Genomic DNA, 14,720 nt, shown 5'->3' on the forward strand with positions numbered 1-14,720 from the left:
AGAGCGCAATGACGCATGAATCAGGGCGTGTTTGGCGCGCCAGCTGCGCGGGCAGCATGCTGCACGCAGACGCGCGGCTATGGGCTGGCATCCGTCTTGCGGGGAGGCGTCGCGTCAGTCCGTCGGCAGCTGCTTGGTGCCGAAGATCTTGTCGCCGGCGTCACCCAGGCCGGGCAGGATGTAGCCCTGCGCGTTGAGCCCCTGGTCGATCGAGGCGGTGTAGATCTCGATGTCCGGGTGGGTGGCCTCCACGTGCGCCAGGCCCTCCGGCGCCGCCACCAGGAACAGCCCCTTGATGCGCTTGCAGCCGGCCGCCTTGAGCATGTCCACGGTGGCGACCAGGGTGCCGGCGGTGGCGAGCATGGGGTCCACGATCAGCGCGATGCGCTCGTCCATGCGGCCGGTGAGCTTCTCGTAGTAGGCGATGGGCTTGAGCGTCTCCTCGTCGCGCTGCAGGCCAACCACGCTTACCTTGGCCGCCGGAATCATGTCCAGCACGCCGGGCAACATGCCCAGGCCCGCGCGCAGCACCGGCACGATGGTGACCTTCTTGCCCTTGATCCGCCGCACCTCGATCGGGCCGGCCCAGCCCTGGATCTGCTCCTCGACGGTCTCCAGGTCGGAGGTGGCCTCGTAGGTGAGCAGCGCGGCGACCTCGGAGGCCAGCTCGCGGAATTCCTTGGTGCTGATGCCGGCGCGGCGCATCAGGCCGAGCTTGTGCTGAATGAGCGGGTGGCGGACTTCGACGATCTTCATGCCTGGGTGCCTGCGGAGGGGGCGGCGCGTGATGCGTCGCGGCAGGCTCGAAGCTTAGGGCCTGGGACGGGGTTCCCGGTAGCCCGCGTCGTCCATGTGCGTTGGTGCGAAGGAGGCGCTGCGCGCCCGGTGGTCCCGGGGCGTTGCGCGGATGCCGGGTCGCGCCGGCATCCGCGGCAGGGGCGAGGCGCGTTACGGCGACGGGCTGCCCTTCAGACAATTGCTCATGAAGCTCTTGCGCGCATCGCCGGTGAGCGCCTTGGTCTTGGCGTCGACGTTGCAGCTCTTCATCTTCTCCTGCTGGGTCTGCTTGGCGGCCGGTGCGGCGGCGGCCTCGCCCTTGAGGCAGCTGCTCACGAACGCCTTGTGCTCGGCGCCCTTCTTGCCGGCGGACTGCTTGCTGCAGTCGGCCATGCGCTGCTGCTGGGCGGTGAGCGGCTTCTTCGGCGCGGTGTCCGCGGCCATCGCGGCGTTGGCGGCCAGGACCAGCGCCGCGCCGGCGGCCAGCAGGCGGAATCGAAGCGACATAGGGTTACCCTCCTTGAAGTGACCGGCGGTCGCCGGCGCCTGGAGTCTACCGTTGCCGCCGGCCGGCGCGGGGACGCAGGTTGTCGCGTGCGGGCCGGCATTCATGCAACGAAAAAGGCGCACCCGAGGGGGCGCCCTATCGCGGAGCGGAAGGCTCAAGCCGCCTCGGCGGCCTGCTTGCGGGGGCCTTCGAGCAGGGCCCGGCGCACGTGGGCGATCACCAGCTCCACCTCGTCCGCGCCCACGCGGAAGTGCGGGGTGAAGCGCAGCGAGTTGGCGCCGCCGTGGATCACCCCCACGCCGTGCTCGCGCAGGTATTCCTCGGTGGAGCCGCGCCCGTAGCACTTGAACTGCGGCGCCAGCTCGCAGGAGAACAAGAGGCCCGTGCCCTGCACCTTGGTGATCAGTCCGCCGAGTTCCGCCTTCAGCGCGTTGAGCCGGTCCACGAACTCGCGGCCGCGCTCGCGGATGTTGCGGCGCACGTCCTCGGTGAGCAGGCCGAGCGTGGCGCAGGCCACTTCCAGCGCGCGCGGGTTGGCGGTCATGGTGTTGCCGTAGATGCCCTTGCGGTAGAGCGCGGCGGTGCGCTCGTTCACCGCCAGCACCGAGAGCGGGTACTGGCCGGCGTTGAGTGCCTTGGAGTAGGTCTCCATGTCCGGCGCCTCGAAGCGCTCGAAGCCCGGGTAGTCCATGATCGACAGCACGCCGTGCGCGCGCAGCCCGGCCTGGATCGAGTCGACCAGCAGCAGGGTGCCGTGGGCGCGGGTGAGTTCGCGCGCGGCGGCGTAGAACTCGGGCGTCACCGCGCGGCCGGGGTCCCCTTCGCCCATCACGGGCTCGAGGAACATCGCCTCGATGTGCCAGCCCTGGCGCTCGGCCTCGGCGAAGGCCTGCCTGAGCTGCTCGACGTTGTACGGCTCGACGATGATCAGCGCCTCGTTGTGCTGCCGGAAGCTGGCGAGGTATTGCAGGTAGGTCTTGCGGGTGGAATCCGAATACAGCGCCGGCAGCTCGGTGCGGCCGTGGAAGGCGCCGCGCACGGCGATGCGCTTGATCCGGCGCCCCGCGTGGGCGCCGCCCTCGTCGGTCATCAGCTTGGCGTTCACGTCGGCGAAGCGCCCGGCCAGGCTCACCGCCTCGGAGCCGGAGTTGAGGCACAGGAAGCGCGCATACGGACAGCCGCCGCGCGTGTGGCCCACCTCGCGCCGGAGCGCCTCGGTGAAGCGCAGCTGCGCCACGCTCGGCGTCATCACGTTGGCCATCACCTGCGGCCGCGCCAGCGCGTCGAGGATGGCCGGCTCGTTGTGGCCGAAGCCGAGCATGCCGTAGCCGCCGTTGTCGTGCACCACCGCGCCCTTCAGCGTCACGACCCACGGCCCGCGCGCGGCGGCCGGCAGGTAGGGGTTGATCGCATCGTCGGGATAGAAATTGACGAAACCCGCCTGCGCCTGCGCGAGCTGTTCCGCCTCGTCCAGCTTGAGGAATGCGCCCAGCTCCGCGCGCAGCGCGTGGTGGCGCTCCGCCGCCTCGGCGACGGCCTGCCCGAGCTCGGGATGGCGCGCGGCCAGGCGCTCGATAGTGGCGTCGTCCAGGCCCACGGTGAGCGGCTTGCCGCCGAAGGTGCGCAGTTCGCGCAGCTGTTCGATCACGCCCATGACATCCTCCTCGGGCCGTCTGCGTGGCCACAGGAGCACGGCAGCGGCGGTTGCGACGATGCGCATCGTCCGGCGACACGCAGGATTCCATGCGGGCCCCGGTGCCGCGGCGGCGCGAAGGGCCTTGAATGCCCCGAGCATACCCGTGCCGTCCGGCCCCCGTAACCCCCGCATGACGGCTGTCATGCGCGGCCGCTGACGGCGGAAACTGCCGCCGCCGCCGACGCTTGCCTACGCTGCGGTGCAAGGAGGAGCCCATCATGCCCGATCCGTCCGCCGCCGTCGCCCGGCTCGCCGGCGCCGTGAAACGCTACGGTCCGCAGCGCGCCCTGGACGGCCTCGATCTCGCGCTGCAGCGCGGCGAAATACTTGCCTTGCTGGGGCCCAACGGCGCGGGCAAGAGCACCAGCATCGGGCTGTTGCTGGGATTGATCCGCGCGGATGCCGGGCGGGTCGAATTGTTCGGCCGCGACCCGCAGCAGTTGGCGGCGCGCCGGCACATCGGCGTGATGCTGCAGAGCGCCGCGCTGCCGGCCACCCTGCGCGTGGGCGAATTGCTGCGGCTGGCCGCGAGCTACTACCCCCACCCGCGGCCGCTGGCCGAAAGCGCGGAACTTGCCGGCATCGCCGACCTGCTCGGGCGCCGCTACGGCAACCTCTCCGGCGGCCAGCAGCGGCGCGTGCAGTTCGCGCTGGCGCTGTGCGGGCGGCCGCGGCTGCTGTTCCTCGACGAGCCCACCGTGGGCATGGACATCGAGGCGCGGCAGAAGCTGTGGGCGGCGATCCGCCGCCTGCGCACGGAGGAGGGTTGCGCGATCGTGCTCACCACGCACTACCTCGAAGAGGCCGAGGCGCTGGCCGACCGCGTGTGCGTGCTGGCGCGCGGGCGCCTGGTCGGCGAGGGCAGCGTGGACGCGCTGCGCGCGCAGGTCGCCCGAACGCGCATTCGCTGCCTCAGCGACCTCGACGCCACGGCCGTCGCGGCCTGGAGCCAGGTGAGCGTCGCCGAGCGCGACGGCGATCGCCTGCGCATCGTCACCACGGCGGCGGAGCAGGTCGTGCGCCGCCTGCTCGATGCCGACCCGGCCCTGCGCGAACTGGAAGTGCAGCGCGCCGGCCTGGCCGAAGCCTTCACCGAACTCACCCGCGAGGTCGCCTGAGCGATGAACACCACCGTGTCCCAGGCATCTGCCATCGGCCACGCGGCGGCCGCCGCAGCCATGCCCTGGCGCCGCGTGCTCGGCGCCTACCGGGAGGAGGCGCGCGCCGAGATCCTGCGTTACCTGCGCATGCCGAACTTCATGCTGCCGCTGCTGCTCATGCCGTGCCTGTTCTACCTGCTGTTCGGCATCGTGCTCGCCCATGCCAACGGACCGGATGCGCCGCGCTACCTGCTCGCCAGCTACGCCACCTTCGGGGTGATGGCGCCGGGCTTGTTCGGCTTCGGTGTCTCGCTGGCAATGGAGCGGGGCGACGGCCTGCTCATGCTCAAGCGCGCCATGCCGATGCCGCCGCTGGCCTACCTGCTCGGCAAGATGGCGATGGCGCTGCTGATGGCGGCCGTGGTTTCGCTGCTATTGCTGGCAATGGCCGGCTGCCTGGCCCATGCCGGCTTGCACCCATCGCAGATGGTGCGGCTGCTCGTCACCGGCACGCTGGGCGTGCTGCCGTTCGGCGCGCTGGGCATGCTGATCGGCAGCCTGGCCAAGGGGCAGGGCGGTCCGGGCACGGTCAACCTGGTCTACCTGCCGATGGCCTTCCTGTCGGGGCTGTGGTTTCCGTTGTCGATCCTGCCGGGCGTGCTGCAGCGGCTCGCGCCGGTGTGGCCCAGCTATCACCTCGACCAGTTGGCGTTGCAGGCGGTGGGCCTAGGCCATGCGGGCAGCGCATGGGGCCACGTCGCCGCCCTGGCCGGCTTCACCGCGGCGTGCCTGCTGGTGGCCGCGCGGCGCTTGCGCCGCTATGGTTGAGCGGCCCGCCACGCCCCCGGGAACCGCCGCCATGGAAACCCTGCGCCAGTTGCCCGCCCGTTGGTTCAAGCCTGCGCCGGACTCGGCCATGACGCGCAGCGTGCATCGCGGGCGCTCAATGTGGACCGAGTCGGCGCATTTGCTGTGGTCGTTCTGGGTGTTCGTGGTGCCGGTGTTCAACAGCGAGGGCTGGAGCCTGCGCTGGGCGGTGCTCACCGCGACGAGCTATCCGCTGTTCCTGTGGCTGTTCTTCAAGGCCCTGGCCGCGCCGCGCCGCTACGTGATCCGCTACGCGCTCGTGCTGGTGCTGCTCGGCATGCTGCTGGCGCCCTGGTATCCCAGCGCCTTGACCTACTTCGTCTACGGCTGCGTGCTGCTGTGCTCGTGCAGCGTGCCGTTGTGGCGCTACATGGCGTGGCTGCTGGTGCTGAACACCGCGATGTGGGCGGAGTGCATGCTGCTGCACTACGCCTGGCAGTCGCTGGTCTCGATCCCGATCACTACCGTCATCGTCGGCCTGATCGTCAACGCCGAGCGCCTGAGCAACGACAAGGAGGTCGAACTGCGGCTCTCCCAGGAAGAGGTGCGCCGCCTCGCCGCCACTGCCGAGCGCGAGCGCATCGGCCGCGACCTGCACGACCTGCTCGGCCACACGCTGTCGCTGATCACCCTGAAGCTGGAACTCTCGCGCCGGCTGTTCGACCGCGACAGCGAGGCGGCCCGGCGCGAGATGGAGGAGGCGGAGCAGGTGGCGCGCCATGCGCTGGCCGAGGTGCGCGCCGCAGTTACCGGTATCCGCGCCACCGACCTCGCCGCCGAGCTGGCCTCCGCGCGCCTGCTGCTCGGCGCCTCCGGTGTGCACCTGGACTACGCGCCGCCGCCGCCCGGCCTGCCCGCCGACACCGAGCGCGCACTGGCGCTGCTGCTGCGCGAGGCGGTGACCAACGTGGCGCGGCATGCCGAGGCGAGCCGCGCCTGGGTGCACTGGGCGCGCGAGGGCGCCGCGCTGCGCGTGACGGTGGCGGACGACGGGCGCGGCGGCATCACGCAGGACGGCAACGGCTTGTGCGGCATGCGCGAGCGCGTGCGGGCGCTGGGCGGCATGCTGGAGATCGACTCGCCGCGGGGGCAGGGCACGCGGTTGCGCATCCAGATGCCGGTGCCCGTCACGGTGATGCGGGAGCAGGCGGCGCAGAATGCGTCGCCGAAGCCTGCGGACGACATCGCAGGCAAGGCGATTCCCTGGCCGTCCCAGGAGGGGCAGGCGCTATGAAACGCTTGACGGACTATGTGTCGACACCGCGGCCGGATTCGCTGATGGGGCAGCTCGGCTCACCGCTGCCCTTGCGCTGGCAGATGAGGATGCTCGTGCTGATGCCGGGCATGGCGATCTATATGCCGCTGCTGGCAAAAGGCTTTGCGTGGGCGTGGTTCGGCCCCACGCTGCTGTCGCTGCCGTTCTTCCTCTATTTCCATGCGCAGGCCTACCTCGGGCCACTGTCCCGGCTGGGATGGTATGCGGCCGGCATGACGGTCCTGGGGCTGGTCTTGCTGCGCGTCAATGCAGCGGCCTTCTTCTATCCGATCATGGCCTGCATGGTCCTGGGGCATCTGCCCTCATGGCGACAGGGGCTGGCGTCGTCCGCGCTCATCATGCTGGTTTCCGTGGTAGTGGCCGGGTTCGGGGCTTTGCCGTCAGGCATCATCGCGATACTCGCAACGGTCGGCTTTTTTTGCTGGCTGGGCAGCACCATCGGCATCCACGCCCTGCGGCGCGACGCGGCCCTGCGCCTGTCGCAGGAGGAAGTGCGCCGGCTCGCCACGCTGGCCGAACGCGAGCGCATCGGCCGCGACCTGCACGACCTGCTCGGCCACACGCTGTCGCTGGTGACGATCAAGTCGGAACTGGCGCGCCGGCTGGCGCTCGCCGACCCGCCGCGTGCCCAGCGCGAGATGGAGGAGGTGGAGCGCGTGGCGCGGCACGCCCTGGCCGAAGTCCGCACGGCCGTCACCGGCATGCGCCGCAGCGACCTGGCGGCGGAACTGATGTCCGCGCGGCTGATGCTGGAAGCCTCCGGCGTGCAGTTCGACGGCGCGCTGCCGGACAACCTGCACCTGCCCGAGGCGATCGAGGCGGCGCTGGCGCTGGTGTTGCGGGAGGCCGTCACCAATATCCATCGCCATGCCAGGGCCACGGTGGCCCAAGTACAAAGCTCCATTGACGAGGGAAGCTTCCAGATGCGCATCAGCGACAACGGGCGCGGCGGCCTGTCCGCGCACGGCAACGGCGTCGGCGGCATGCGCGAGCGCGTGCGCACGCTGGGCGGCACGCTGCGCATCGACTCGCCGCCGCGGCGCGGCACGGTGTTGTCGCTGTGCGTGCCGCTGCCTGCGCAGGCCGCCGCGCCGGCGAGAGGGGAATCCATGTCGCTGCATGTTGCCGGGAGCCGCGCATGATCCGCGTGCTGCTGGCCGAGGACCAGGCGATGGTGCGCGGCGCACTGTCCGCGCTGCTCAACCTGGAGAGCGACATCGAGGTGCTGGGCTCGGCCGCCGACGGCGAGGCGGCCTGGCGCGAGCTGCAGCGGCTCAAGCCCGACGTGCTGGTCACCGACATCGAGATGCCCGGCCTCACCGGGCTGGAGCTGGCGCAGCGCGCGCAACGGCACGAGTTGCCGGTGAAGGTGGTCATCGTCACCACCTTCGCGCGGCCGGGCTTCCTGCGTCGCGCGCTCGATGCCGGCGTGGCCGGCTATCTGCTCAAGGACGCGCCGGCGGAGAACCTCGCCGAGGCGCTGCGCAAGGTGCACCGCGGCGGCCGCGCGATCGACCCGCAACTGGCGCTGGAGGCGTGGTCCGAGGCCGACCCGCTCAACGACCGCGAACGCCAGGTGCTGCGCCTCGCCGGCGAGGGCCTCCCCGCCGGCGACATCGCCGTCCGCCTCAAACTCTCCCACGGCACCGTGCGCAACTACCTCTCCGAGGCCATCGGCAAGCTCGGCGTGGCCAACCGCATCGAGGCGTACCGGCTGGCGCGGCAGAAGGGGTGGCTCTAGGGCTGGGAATCGGGAGTTGGGAATAGGTAAAGAGCGGGGCGGCGCTTTGTGGGGGCGCCGCTTTACGCTTTCCCGATTCCCGAACTTCGCGCTCCACGCCACGCTGCGGGATAATGCTTCGCTGACTGTTCCCGAGCCGCGAAGCGCCCGTCTTGAAGAAATCCGATTTCGATTACGAACTGCCGCCCGAGCTGATCGCGCAGGCGCCGTTGGCCGAGCGTTCGGCCAGCCGGCTGCTGGTGCTCGACGTGCCCGGGCAGGCGCTGGCCGACCGCCGGTTCCGCGAGTTGCCGCAGTTCCTGCGCGCGGGCGACCTGCTGGTGTTCAACGACACCCGCGTGCTGCCGGCGCGCCTCTACGGGCGCAAGGAGAGCGGCGGGGCGGTGGAGATCCTGATCGAGCGGGTCACCGGCGCGCACGAGGCGACGGTGCAGTTGGGCGTGAGCAAGAAGCCGAAGGCGGGCGGGCGGATCGAGCTGGCCGACGGCAGCATGGCGGTGGTGCTGGGACGCGAGGGCGCCTTCTTCCAGCTGCGCTTCGCCTCGCCCGAGCCGCTGGAGAAGCTGCTGCCGAAGCTCGGCGAGATGCCGCTGCCGCCGTACATCGCGCGCCATGCCGACCACAGCGACGAGGAGCGCTACCAGACCGTGTTCGCGCGCGAGCCGGGCGCGGTGGCGGCGCCCACCGCGGGCCTGCACTTCGACGAAGGGATGCTGGCCGAGTTGCGCGAACGCGGCGTGGACTTCGGCTACGTGACCCTGCACGTAGGCGCCGGCACCTTCCAGCCGGTGCGCGCGGACGACATCAAGAACCACCAGATGCACCGCGAGTGGCTCAACGTGGGCGCGGGGCTGGTCGAGCAGATCCGCCGCACGCGCGCCGCCGGCGGGCGGGTGGTCGCGGTGGGCACCACGGTGGTGCGCGCGCTGGAGAGCGCCACGGTGGACGGCGAGTTGAAGCCTTTCGCCGGCGAGACGCAGATCTTCATCTTCCCCGGCTACCGCATCACCAGCATCGACGCGCTGATCACCAACTTCCACCTGCCGCAGTCGACGCTGCTGATGCTGGTCTCGGCGCTGGCCGGGCGCGACTTCATCCTGGAGGCCTACCGCCACGCGGTGGCCGGGCGCTACCGCTTCTTCTCCTACGGCGATGCGATGCTGATCCTGCCGCAAGGCGGCTGAGAACCTGTTCAAAAGTCTTCTTCGTTGACGTCGCATGACTCATCACGCCTGCTTACAGGGGGATGCCGGGAGGGTGCTAGCCGCGAGGCAAGGGTTCACCCCTCCCCAACCCTCCCCTACACGCAGGGGAGGGTCTTGGCAGGTTCTGAGCGCGCGGGTGCGTCAGCGCGGCCGGGACAGCGCCGGCCACGACCGGCGATAATGGGCGGATGACTGCCATGACCTTCGACCTGCTCGCCACCGACGGCCGCGCCCGCCGCGGGCGCCTCCACTTCGACCGCGGCACGGTGGAGACGCCGGCCTTCATGCCGGTGGGCACCTACGGCTCGGTGAAAGCGATGACGCCGCGCGACATCACCGACATCGGGGCCGAGATCATCCTCGGCAACACCTTCCACCTGTTCCTGCGGCCGGGGCTTCAGATCGTCGAGCAGTTCGAGGGGCTGCACCGCTTCATCGGCTGGGACAAGCCCATCCTCACCGACTCGGGCGGTTTCCAGGTGTTCTCGCTGGCGCACAAGCGCAAGCTGGCCGAGGAGGGCGTGACCTTCGCCTCGCCGGTGGACGGCTCCAAGGTGTTCCTGTCACCGGAAGTCTCGATGAAGATCCAGACGGTGCTGGACTCGGACGTGGTGATGATCTTCGACGAGTGCACGCCGTACCCGGCCACCGAGAAGGTGGCGGGCGACTCGATGGAGCTGTCTCTGCGCTGGGCCGAGCGTTCGCGCCGTGCCTTCGACGACCTGAAGAACCCCAATGCGCTGTTCGGCATCGTGCAGGGCAGCGTGTACGAGCCGCTGCGCCGCCGCTCGGCCGAGGGGCTGGTGGGGATCGGCTTCGACGGCTACGCGGTGGGTGGCCTGGCGGTGGGTGAGCCGGAGGCCGAGCGCAACCACACGCTGGACTTCACCCTGCCGCTGCTGCCCAAGGACAAGCCGCGCTACCTGATGGGCGTGGGCCGGCCGGAGGACATCGTGGAGGCGGTGCGCCGCGGCATCGACATGTTCGACTGCGTGATGCCCACCCGCAACGCGCGCAACGGCTTCCTGTTCGTGCCCGAGGGCACGCTGCGCATCCGCAACGCCAAGTACGCCATGGACACGCGGGTGATCGAGGAGGGCTGCGACTGCTACGCCTGCGCCAACGGCTTCTCCCGCGCCTACCTGCGCCACCTCGACCGCTGCAACGAGATCCTCGCCAGCCAGCTCGCCACCATGCACAACCTGCGGCACTACCAGCGGCTGATGGCGGGGCTGCGCGAGGCGATCGCCGCCGGCACGCTGGAGGATTTCGTGGCGGCGTTCTACGCGCGCCGGCAAGGGGCCGTCGCCTAGCGGCCCCGCGCCCACCCCGGTTCCTTGCGGGGTGCGCCGCTGCTGTAGGAGGCGCGCTTGCGCGCGACCGGCCGGCGCGATGGGCTTGCAGCGCCACGGTCGCGCGCAAGCGCGCTCCTTACATTCGGAGGCGGGAGGGTGGGTTTTCAGTAGTTCACTTGCAGCTGCAACCGCAGCAGGTCGCCGTCGACCTGCCGGTACGGCGCCGCCGTGGTGTTGGTGCGGCGCATGTTGGCGTAGGCGAGGGCGATCTCCAGCGCGCTGGAGGGTTGCCATTCCACGCCGGCCTCGATCTCGTCCACCTTCATGCGCGGCGCGTTGTTGTCGAATTTCGAGGCGCCGCGGTAGGTCTGCCACTTGAGGTAGGGCATCAGCGAGCCGAACGCGCCGTCGACCTTGTACATGGCCTGCACGTAGCCGCCGCGCAGCGACCTGGTGCGAATGCGGCGCCGGGCCACGTCCAGTTCCGGCCCGCGGCCCACCGTCCACTCGGCCTGCACGCCGAACGGCTGCGGGTAGTAGATGACGTGGGCGGCCACGCGCTGGTCCTTGGAGCCTTCGGCCGAGGCGGGCACGGCGGGCGTGAAGCTGCGCCCGTCGAGGCTGACCGGCGCGGTGCCGACCACGAAGCGGCCGGTGTAGGCGTCGGCGCCCACCTCCAGGTACTGCCCGTTGTCGAACTTGAACGGGTAGGTGGCGTGCAGCACGGTGTGCAGGCTGTTGTTGCGCTCGGCGCGGTTGGCGCCCTGGCCGTTGTAGAAGCCCAGGCCCAGCACGCCGTAGTCGCCCGAGCCCTTCAGGCCAGACTTCACCAGGTCCTGGAAGCGCTCGTGGGCCACCTGCGGCGTGTAGTAGAACAGCGCGCCGATGTCGCGCTCGTCGCGCAGGCCCGAGTTGAGCGCGTCGGCGCGGTCGGGCGAGAGGCGGTTCTGGCTGGACTGCAGGTTTTCCCAGCCGTAGGGGATCTTGGACTGGCCGGCGCGGATGCGGAACTCGCGCTGCCTGTCCAGGTAGATGTCGGCGTAGGCGTCGCGCAGCTGGGCGAAGTTGGAGGTGGTGGAGCCGGTGGGCGTGCTGCCGAAGTCGGGCTGGAAGTACAGCGAGACGTAGTCGTTGAGGTCGCCGCTCAGCACCACGCGGGCGCGGCGGATGCCGAAGCCCTGGTTGCCGCCCACGAAGCGGTCGCCCGGGGTGCGGAGGTCGTAGGCGTCGCCACCCACCTCGTGGTTGTAGCGGATCTGCATGTAGCCGCGCAGGCCGATGCGGTCGTACCACTTCCTGGCGGCCGGCTTGGCCGGTTCGGCACGGGCGAGCTGGGGCGCGGCGGGCGCGACCGGGGCCGTCGCGGGTGGCACAGGCAGGGCCGACTGGGGCAGCTTGCCGTGCTCGTCCACCTGCACGAAGGTGCCGAGCTTGACGCGGCCGGGGCCGGGCTCGGCGAAGAGCTGCTTGGTCTTCTTGTCGACGTAGAGGTCGAGCTCGGTGGCTTCGGCCAGGTCGCCGCCGGTGGCGGCGCCGAGGGTGCAAAGGAGTGCTGCGAGGGCGCGTTTCTTCATGGGTGGTCCGCTGGGTGGCAGTGGCAGGGGGGGCGCGTTGCGCGGGCTTTCCTGCGGGGCGGCCGCATGGATGCGGTGCGCGGCCGGGATGCGTCCGTGTCTTTTCCCGGTGCCTTGGCGCGTGTGGCGAGCCCCTTCGCCGGATTCGTAAAATCTTGCGCAGCCGTGGCGAGCGGCACCCTACGCAGGCCGCGTGTCGGTTTCGTGACAGGCGTGGCGCTTCGGCGAGGGCGCCGGCGCCGGGGCGCGGTTCGGTGCGTTTCCCGCGAACCGCATGGCATAATCGGAGGTCTTTTACTGGATGCTGGGCGGACTTTCCCGCCTAAGCCATTGCTTGCGAGACAAAAATCTATGAGTTCTCAGCTTCCCATCGTGATCGCCCAGGCGGCCCCGGCCGCCGGCCAGGGCAATCCGCTGCTGACCTTCCTGCCGCTGATCGTGCTGTTCGGCCTGATGTATTTCCTGATGATCCGCCCGCAGATGAAGCGGCAGAAGGAGCATCGCAACATGGTCGCCGCGCTCTCCAAGGGCGACGAGGTGGTCACCAACGGCGGCATCGCCGGCCGCGTGGAAGAAGTGGGCGAGAGCTTCATCACGGTGGAAATCGCGCCGAACGTGAAGGTCAAGCTGCAGAAGGGCGCCGTGTCGCAGGTGCTGCCCAAGGGCACGCTGAAGGCCTCCTGACGGGGATCCTCATCGAAGAGTGCGGCCATGGACGGCCGCCCGCTGGCTCGCGCGATCACGGACGGTCGCCCAAGGATCGAACATGACTGATTTCCCACGCTGGAAGTACGCGCTGGTCGCGCTGGTGTTGCTGTTCGGCATCGTCTACGCGCTGCCCAATGCGTTTCCGCCGGTGCCCTCGGTGCAGGTGGCCGCCATCCATGGTGCCGTCGTCGATACGGCGTTGCAGCAGAAGGTGGCCGCCGCGCTCAAGCAGCAGAACGTCGCCTATAGCGACCTCGCCCTCGACGGCGACCGCCTGGTGGCGGACTTCGCCAACGCGGATGTGCAGGCGCATGCCTCCGACGTGATCCGCACCGCGGTCGGCGACAACTACACGGTGGCGCTCAACCTCGCCTCCACCGTGCCGGGCTGGCTGCGCGCGATCGGCGCCAAGTCGATGCCGCTCGGCCTCGACCTGCAGGGCGGCGTGCACTTCCTGATGGCGGTGGACCAGAACGCGGTCATCGACAAGCAGGAGGACCGCTACACGGACGACATCCGCAGCCTGCTGCGCCAGAAGAACATCCGCTACGACTCGGTGGCCCGCAACAGCCAGCGCGGGCAGGGCGTGGCGGTGGTGCTGCGCGCGGCCGCGGACCGCAACGCGGCTTCCGCGGCGATTGCCGCCGAATACCCCGACCTCAACGTGCAGGACGGCGCCACCACCGGCGACCGCTTCGTGCTCAACGCGGCGGTGAAGCCGGAGAAGCTGCGCGACCTCGCGCTCGGCGCCATCTCGCAGAACGTGGGCACGCTGCGCAACCGCATCAATGCGCTGGGCGTGTCCGAGCCGGTGATCCAGCAGCAGGGCGACAACCAGATCGTGGTGGAGCTGGCCGGCGTGCAGGACCCGGCCGAGGCCAAGCGCATCATCGGCGCCACCGCCACGCTCGAATACCACCCCGGCATCGGCTTCCCCGGCGACCCGCGCGCGGTCGAGGCCGCCCGCAGCGGCAACGTGCCGCCGGACGCGCGCCTGTACTACGAGCGCGGCAGCCGCCGGCCGGTGCTGGTGAGCAAGCGCATCATCGTCACCGGCGACGAGCTGGCCGACGCGGCATCGGGCGTGGACCAGCAGAGCGGCGCGCCCAAGGTGGACGTGACGCTCTCCGCCGCCGGCGCGCGCAAGATGCTCGACTACACCACCGCCAACGTCGGCAAGCCGATGGCCGTGGTGTACGTGGAGACGCTCTACGACACCAAGATCGTGGACGGCAAGGAGACCCGCGTGCCGCGCGTGTCGGAGGAGGTGATCTCCGACGCCACCGTGCAGGGCGTGTTCGGCAAGAACTTCCAGACCACGGGCCTTGCCACCACCAAGGAGGCCTCCGAGCTTGCGCTGCTGCTCAAGGGCGGTTCGCTGGCGGCGCCGGTGGACATCGTCGAGCAGCGGGTGATTGGCCCCAGCCTCGGCCAGGACAACATCCGCAAGGGCTTCCGCGCGGTGCTGCTGGGCCTGGGCCTGGTGCTGCTGGCGGCGGCGGTGTACTACAAGCTGTTCGGCCTGGTGGCGGACATCGCGCTGTTCTTCAACCTGGTGGTGCTGCTGGCGGTGATGTCGCTGATCGGGGTGACGCTGACCATGCCTGGCATCGCCGGCATCGTGCTCACGCTGGGCATGGCGATCGACGCCAACGTACTGATCTGCGAGCGCATCCGCGAGGAGTTGCGCAACGGCTCGACGCCGCACGCGGCGATCCGCGCCGGCTACGAGAAGGCGTGGGCCACCATCCTGGACGCCAACGTCACCCACCTGATCGCCGCGCTGGCGCTGACCACGATGGGCTCGGGCCCGATCAAGGGCTTCGGCGTGACGCTGCTGATCGGCATCCTCACCTCGATGTTCACCTCGGTGACCGTGACGCACGCGATCACCGCGCTGATCCACGGCCACCGCAAGCTCAAGACGCTGTCGGTCTGATTTTCAGAAGTGCGGCCAGGATGGCCGCTTTTCT

13 protein-coding genes are annotated in these 14,720 nt (G+C 70.2%); 9 read left to right on the top strand and 4 right to left on the bottom strand.

The genetic code is table 11. From position 1 onward, the window contains the following. Positions 1-114 precede the first annotated feature (114 nt). The 3 genes from upp to ACH65_RS07860 form a co-directional block, all read right to left on the bottom strand. Positions 115-756: a uracil phosphoribosyltransferase gene (upp, locus tag ACH65_RS07850; protein ID WP_049622029.1), complete on the bottom strand. Its 642-nt coding sequence runs from the start codon at positions 754-756 to the stop codon at positions 115-117. 192 nt (positions 757-948) lie between these two features. Then, positions 949-1,284, bottom strand: coding sequence for a PsiF family protein (locus tag ACH65_RS07855; protein ID WP_049622030.1), 336 nt, complete (start codon positions 1,282-1,284; stop codon positions 949-951). A 155-nt stretch (positions 1,285-1,439) separates the two neighbouring features. Beyond that, positions 1,440-2,939, bottom strand: coding sequence for an aminotransferase class III-fold pyridoxal phosphate-dependent enzyme (locus tag ACH65_RS07860; protein ID WP_049622031.1), 1,500 nt, complete (start codon positions 2,937-2,939; stop codon positions 1,440-1,442). 260 nt (positions 2,940-3,199) lie between these two features. Here ACH65_RS07860 and ACH65_RS07865 point away from each other — a divergent pair, with 260 nt between their 5' ends. The 7 genes from ACH65_RS07865 to tgt all read left to right on the top strand — a co-directional run bounded on the left by ACH65_RS07865 (position 3,200) and on the right by tgt (position 10,483). After that, complete coding sequence (locus tag ACH65_RS07865; protein ID WP_049622032.1) at positions 3,200-4,099, top strand: ABC transporter ATP-binding protein; 900 nt, start codon at positions 3,200-3,202, stop codon at positions 4,097-4,099. A gap of 3 nt (positions 4,100-4,102) precedes the next feature. Beyond that, the gene (locus ACH65_RS07870) at positions 4,103-4,909 is read left to right on the top strand and encodes an ABC transporter permease (RefSeq protein ID WP_049622033.1); all 807 of its coding nucleotides are present in this window, start codon (positions 4,103-4,105) and stop codon (positions 4,907-4,909) included. A gap of 31 nt (positions 4,910-4,940) precedes the next feature. Next, positions 4,941-6,182, top strand: a complete 1,242-nt coding sequence (locus ACH65_RS07875) for a sensor histidine kinase (protein WP_064504833.1) — start codon at positions 4,941-4,943, stop codon at positions 6,180-6,182. Further along, positions 6,179-7,366 (top strand): sensor histidine kinase, encoded by a 1,188-nt coding sequence (locus ACH65_RS07880; protein ID WP_049622034.1) that lies wholly within the window; start codon positions 6,179-6,181, stop codon positions 7,364-7,366. The genes ACH65_RS07875 and ACH65_RS07880 overlap by 4 nt, the downstream gene beginning before the upstream one ends. Next, complete coding sequence (locus ACH65_RS07885; protein WP_049622035.1) at positions 7,363-7,965, top strand: response regulator transcription factor; 603 nt, start codon at positions 7,363-7,365, stop codon at positions 7,963-7,965. Before ACH65_RS07880 ends, ACH65_RS07885 begins: the two co-directional genes overlap by 4 nt. Positions 7,966-8,117: 152 nt before the next feature. Next, positions 8,118-9,149 carry a tRNA preQ1(34) S-adenosylmethionine ribosyltransferase-isomerase QueA gene (gene queA / locus ACH65_RS07890; RefSeq protein WP_049622036.1) on the top strand — a complete coding sequence of 344 codons (1,032 nt, stop codon included), beginning with the start codon at positions 8,118-8,120 and terminating at the stop codon, positions 9,147-9,149. A gap of 209 nt (positions 9,150-9,358) precedes the next feature. Next, entirely contained in the window at positions 9,359-10,483 is a 1,125-nt protein-coding gene (tgt, locus tag ACH65_RS07895) for a tRNA guanosine(34) transglycosylase Tgt (RefSeq protein WP_202594167.1), read from the top strand. Between the two features lie 146 nt (positions 10,484-10,629). On the opposite strand, the gene ACH65_RS07900 is transcribed toward tgt, so the two are convergent. Further along, complete coding sequence (locus ACH65_RS07900; protein ID WP_049622038.1) at positions 10,630-12,039, bottom strand: porin; 1,410 nt, start codon at positions 12,037-12,039, stop codon at positions 10,630-10,632. Positions 12,040-12,390: 351 nt separating this feature from the next. Here ACH65_RS07900 and yajC point away from each other — a divergent pair, with 351 nt between their 5' ends. Both yajC and secD read left to right on the top strand, forming a co-directional pair. After that, positions 12,391-12,723 (top strand): preprotein translocase subunit YajC, encoded by a 333-nt coding sequence (gene yajC / locus ACH65_RS07905; protein ID WP_049622039.1) that lies wholly within the window; start codon positions 12,391-12,393, stop codon positions 12,721-12,723. 82 nt (positions 12,724-12,805) lie between these two features. Then, positions 12,806-14,686, top strand: a complete 1,881-nt coding sequence (gene secD / locus ACH65_RS07910; protein WP_049622040.1) for a protein translocase subunit SecD — start codon at positions 12,806-12,808, stop codon at positions 14,684-14,686. Positions 14,687-14,720 lie beyond the last annotated feature (34 nt).

The organism is Frateuria defendens, from assembly GCF_001182895.1.
GTDB lineage: Bacteria > Pseudomonadota > Gammaproteobacteria > Xanthomonadales > Rhodanobacteraceae > Frateuria_B > Frateuria_B defendens.

Bases quoted from the DNA above. Each gene is read 5' to 3' on its own strand.
- ACH65_RS07860 (WP_049622031.1), bottom strand. From the start codon at position 2,939: ATGGGCGTGATCGAACAGCTGCGCGAACTGCGCACCTTCGGCGGCAAG.
- yajC (WP_049622039.1), top strand. From the start codon at position 12,391: ATGAGTTCTCAGCTTCCCATCGTGATCGCCCAGGCGGCCCCGGCCGCC.
- ACH65_RS07855 (WP_049622030.1), bottom strand. From the start codon at position 1,284: ATGTCGCTTCGATTCCGCCTGCTGGCCGCCGGCGCGGCGCTGGTCCTG.
- ACH65_RS07870 (WP_049622033.1), top strand. From the start codon at position 4,103: ATGAACACCACCGTGTCCCAGGCATCTGCCATCGGCCACGCGGCGGCC.
- ACH65_RS07900 (WP_049622038.1), bottom strand. From the start codon at position 12,039: ATGAAGAAACGCGCCCTCGCAGCACTCCTTTGCACCCTCGGCGCCGCC.
- ACH65_RS07880 (WP_049622034.1), top strand. From the start codon at position 6,179: ATGAAACGCTTGACGGACTATGTGTCGACACCGCGGCCGGATTCGCTG.
- ACH65_RS07865 (WP_049622032.1), top strand. From the start codon at position 3,200: ATGCCCGATCCGTCCGCCGCCGTCGCCCGGCTCGCCGGCGCCGTGAAA.
- tgt (WP_202594167.1), top strand. From the start codon at position 9,359: ATGACTGCCATGACCTTCGACCTGCTCGCCACCGACGGCCGCGCCCGC.
- ACH65_RS07875 (WP_064504833.1), top strand. From the start codon at position 4,941: ATGGAAACCCTGCGCCAGTTGCCCGCCCGTTGGTTCAAGCCTGCGCCG.
- ACH65_RS07885 (WP_049622035.1), top strand. From the start codon at position 7,363: ATGATCCGCGTGCTGCTGGCCGAGGACCAGGCGATGGTGCGCGGCGCA.
- secD (WP_049622040.1), top strand. From the start codon at position 12,806: ATGACTGATTTCCCACGCTGGAAGTACGCGCTGGTCGCGCTGGTGTTG.
- upp (WP_049622029.1), bottom strand. From the start codon at position 756: ATGAAGATCGTCGAAGTCCGCCACCCGCTCATTCAGCACAAGCTCGGC.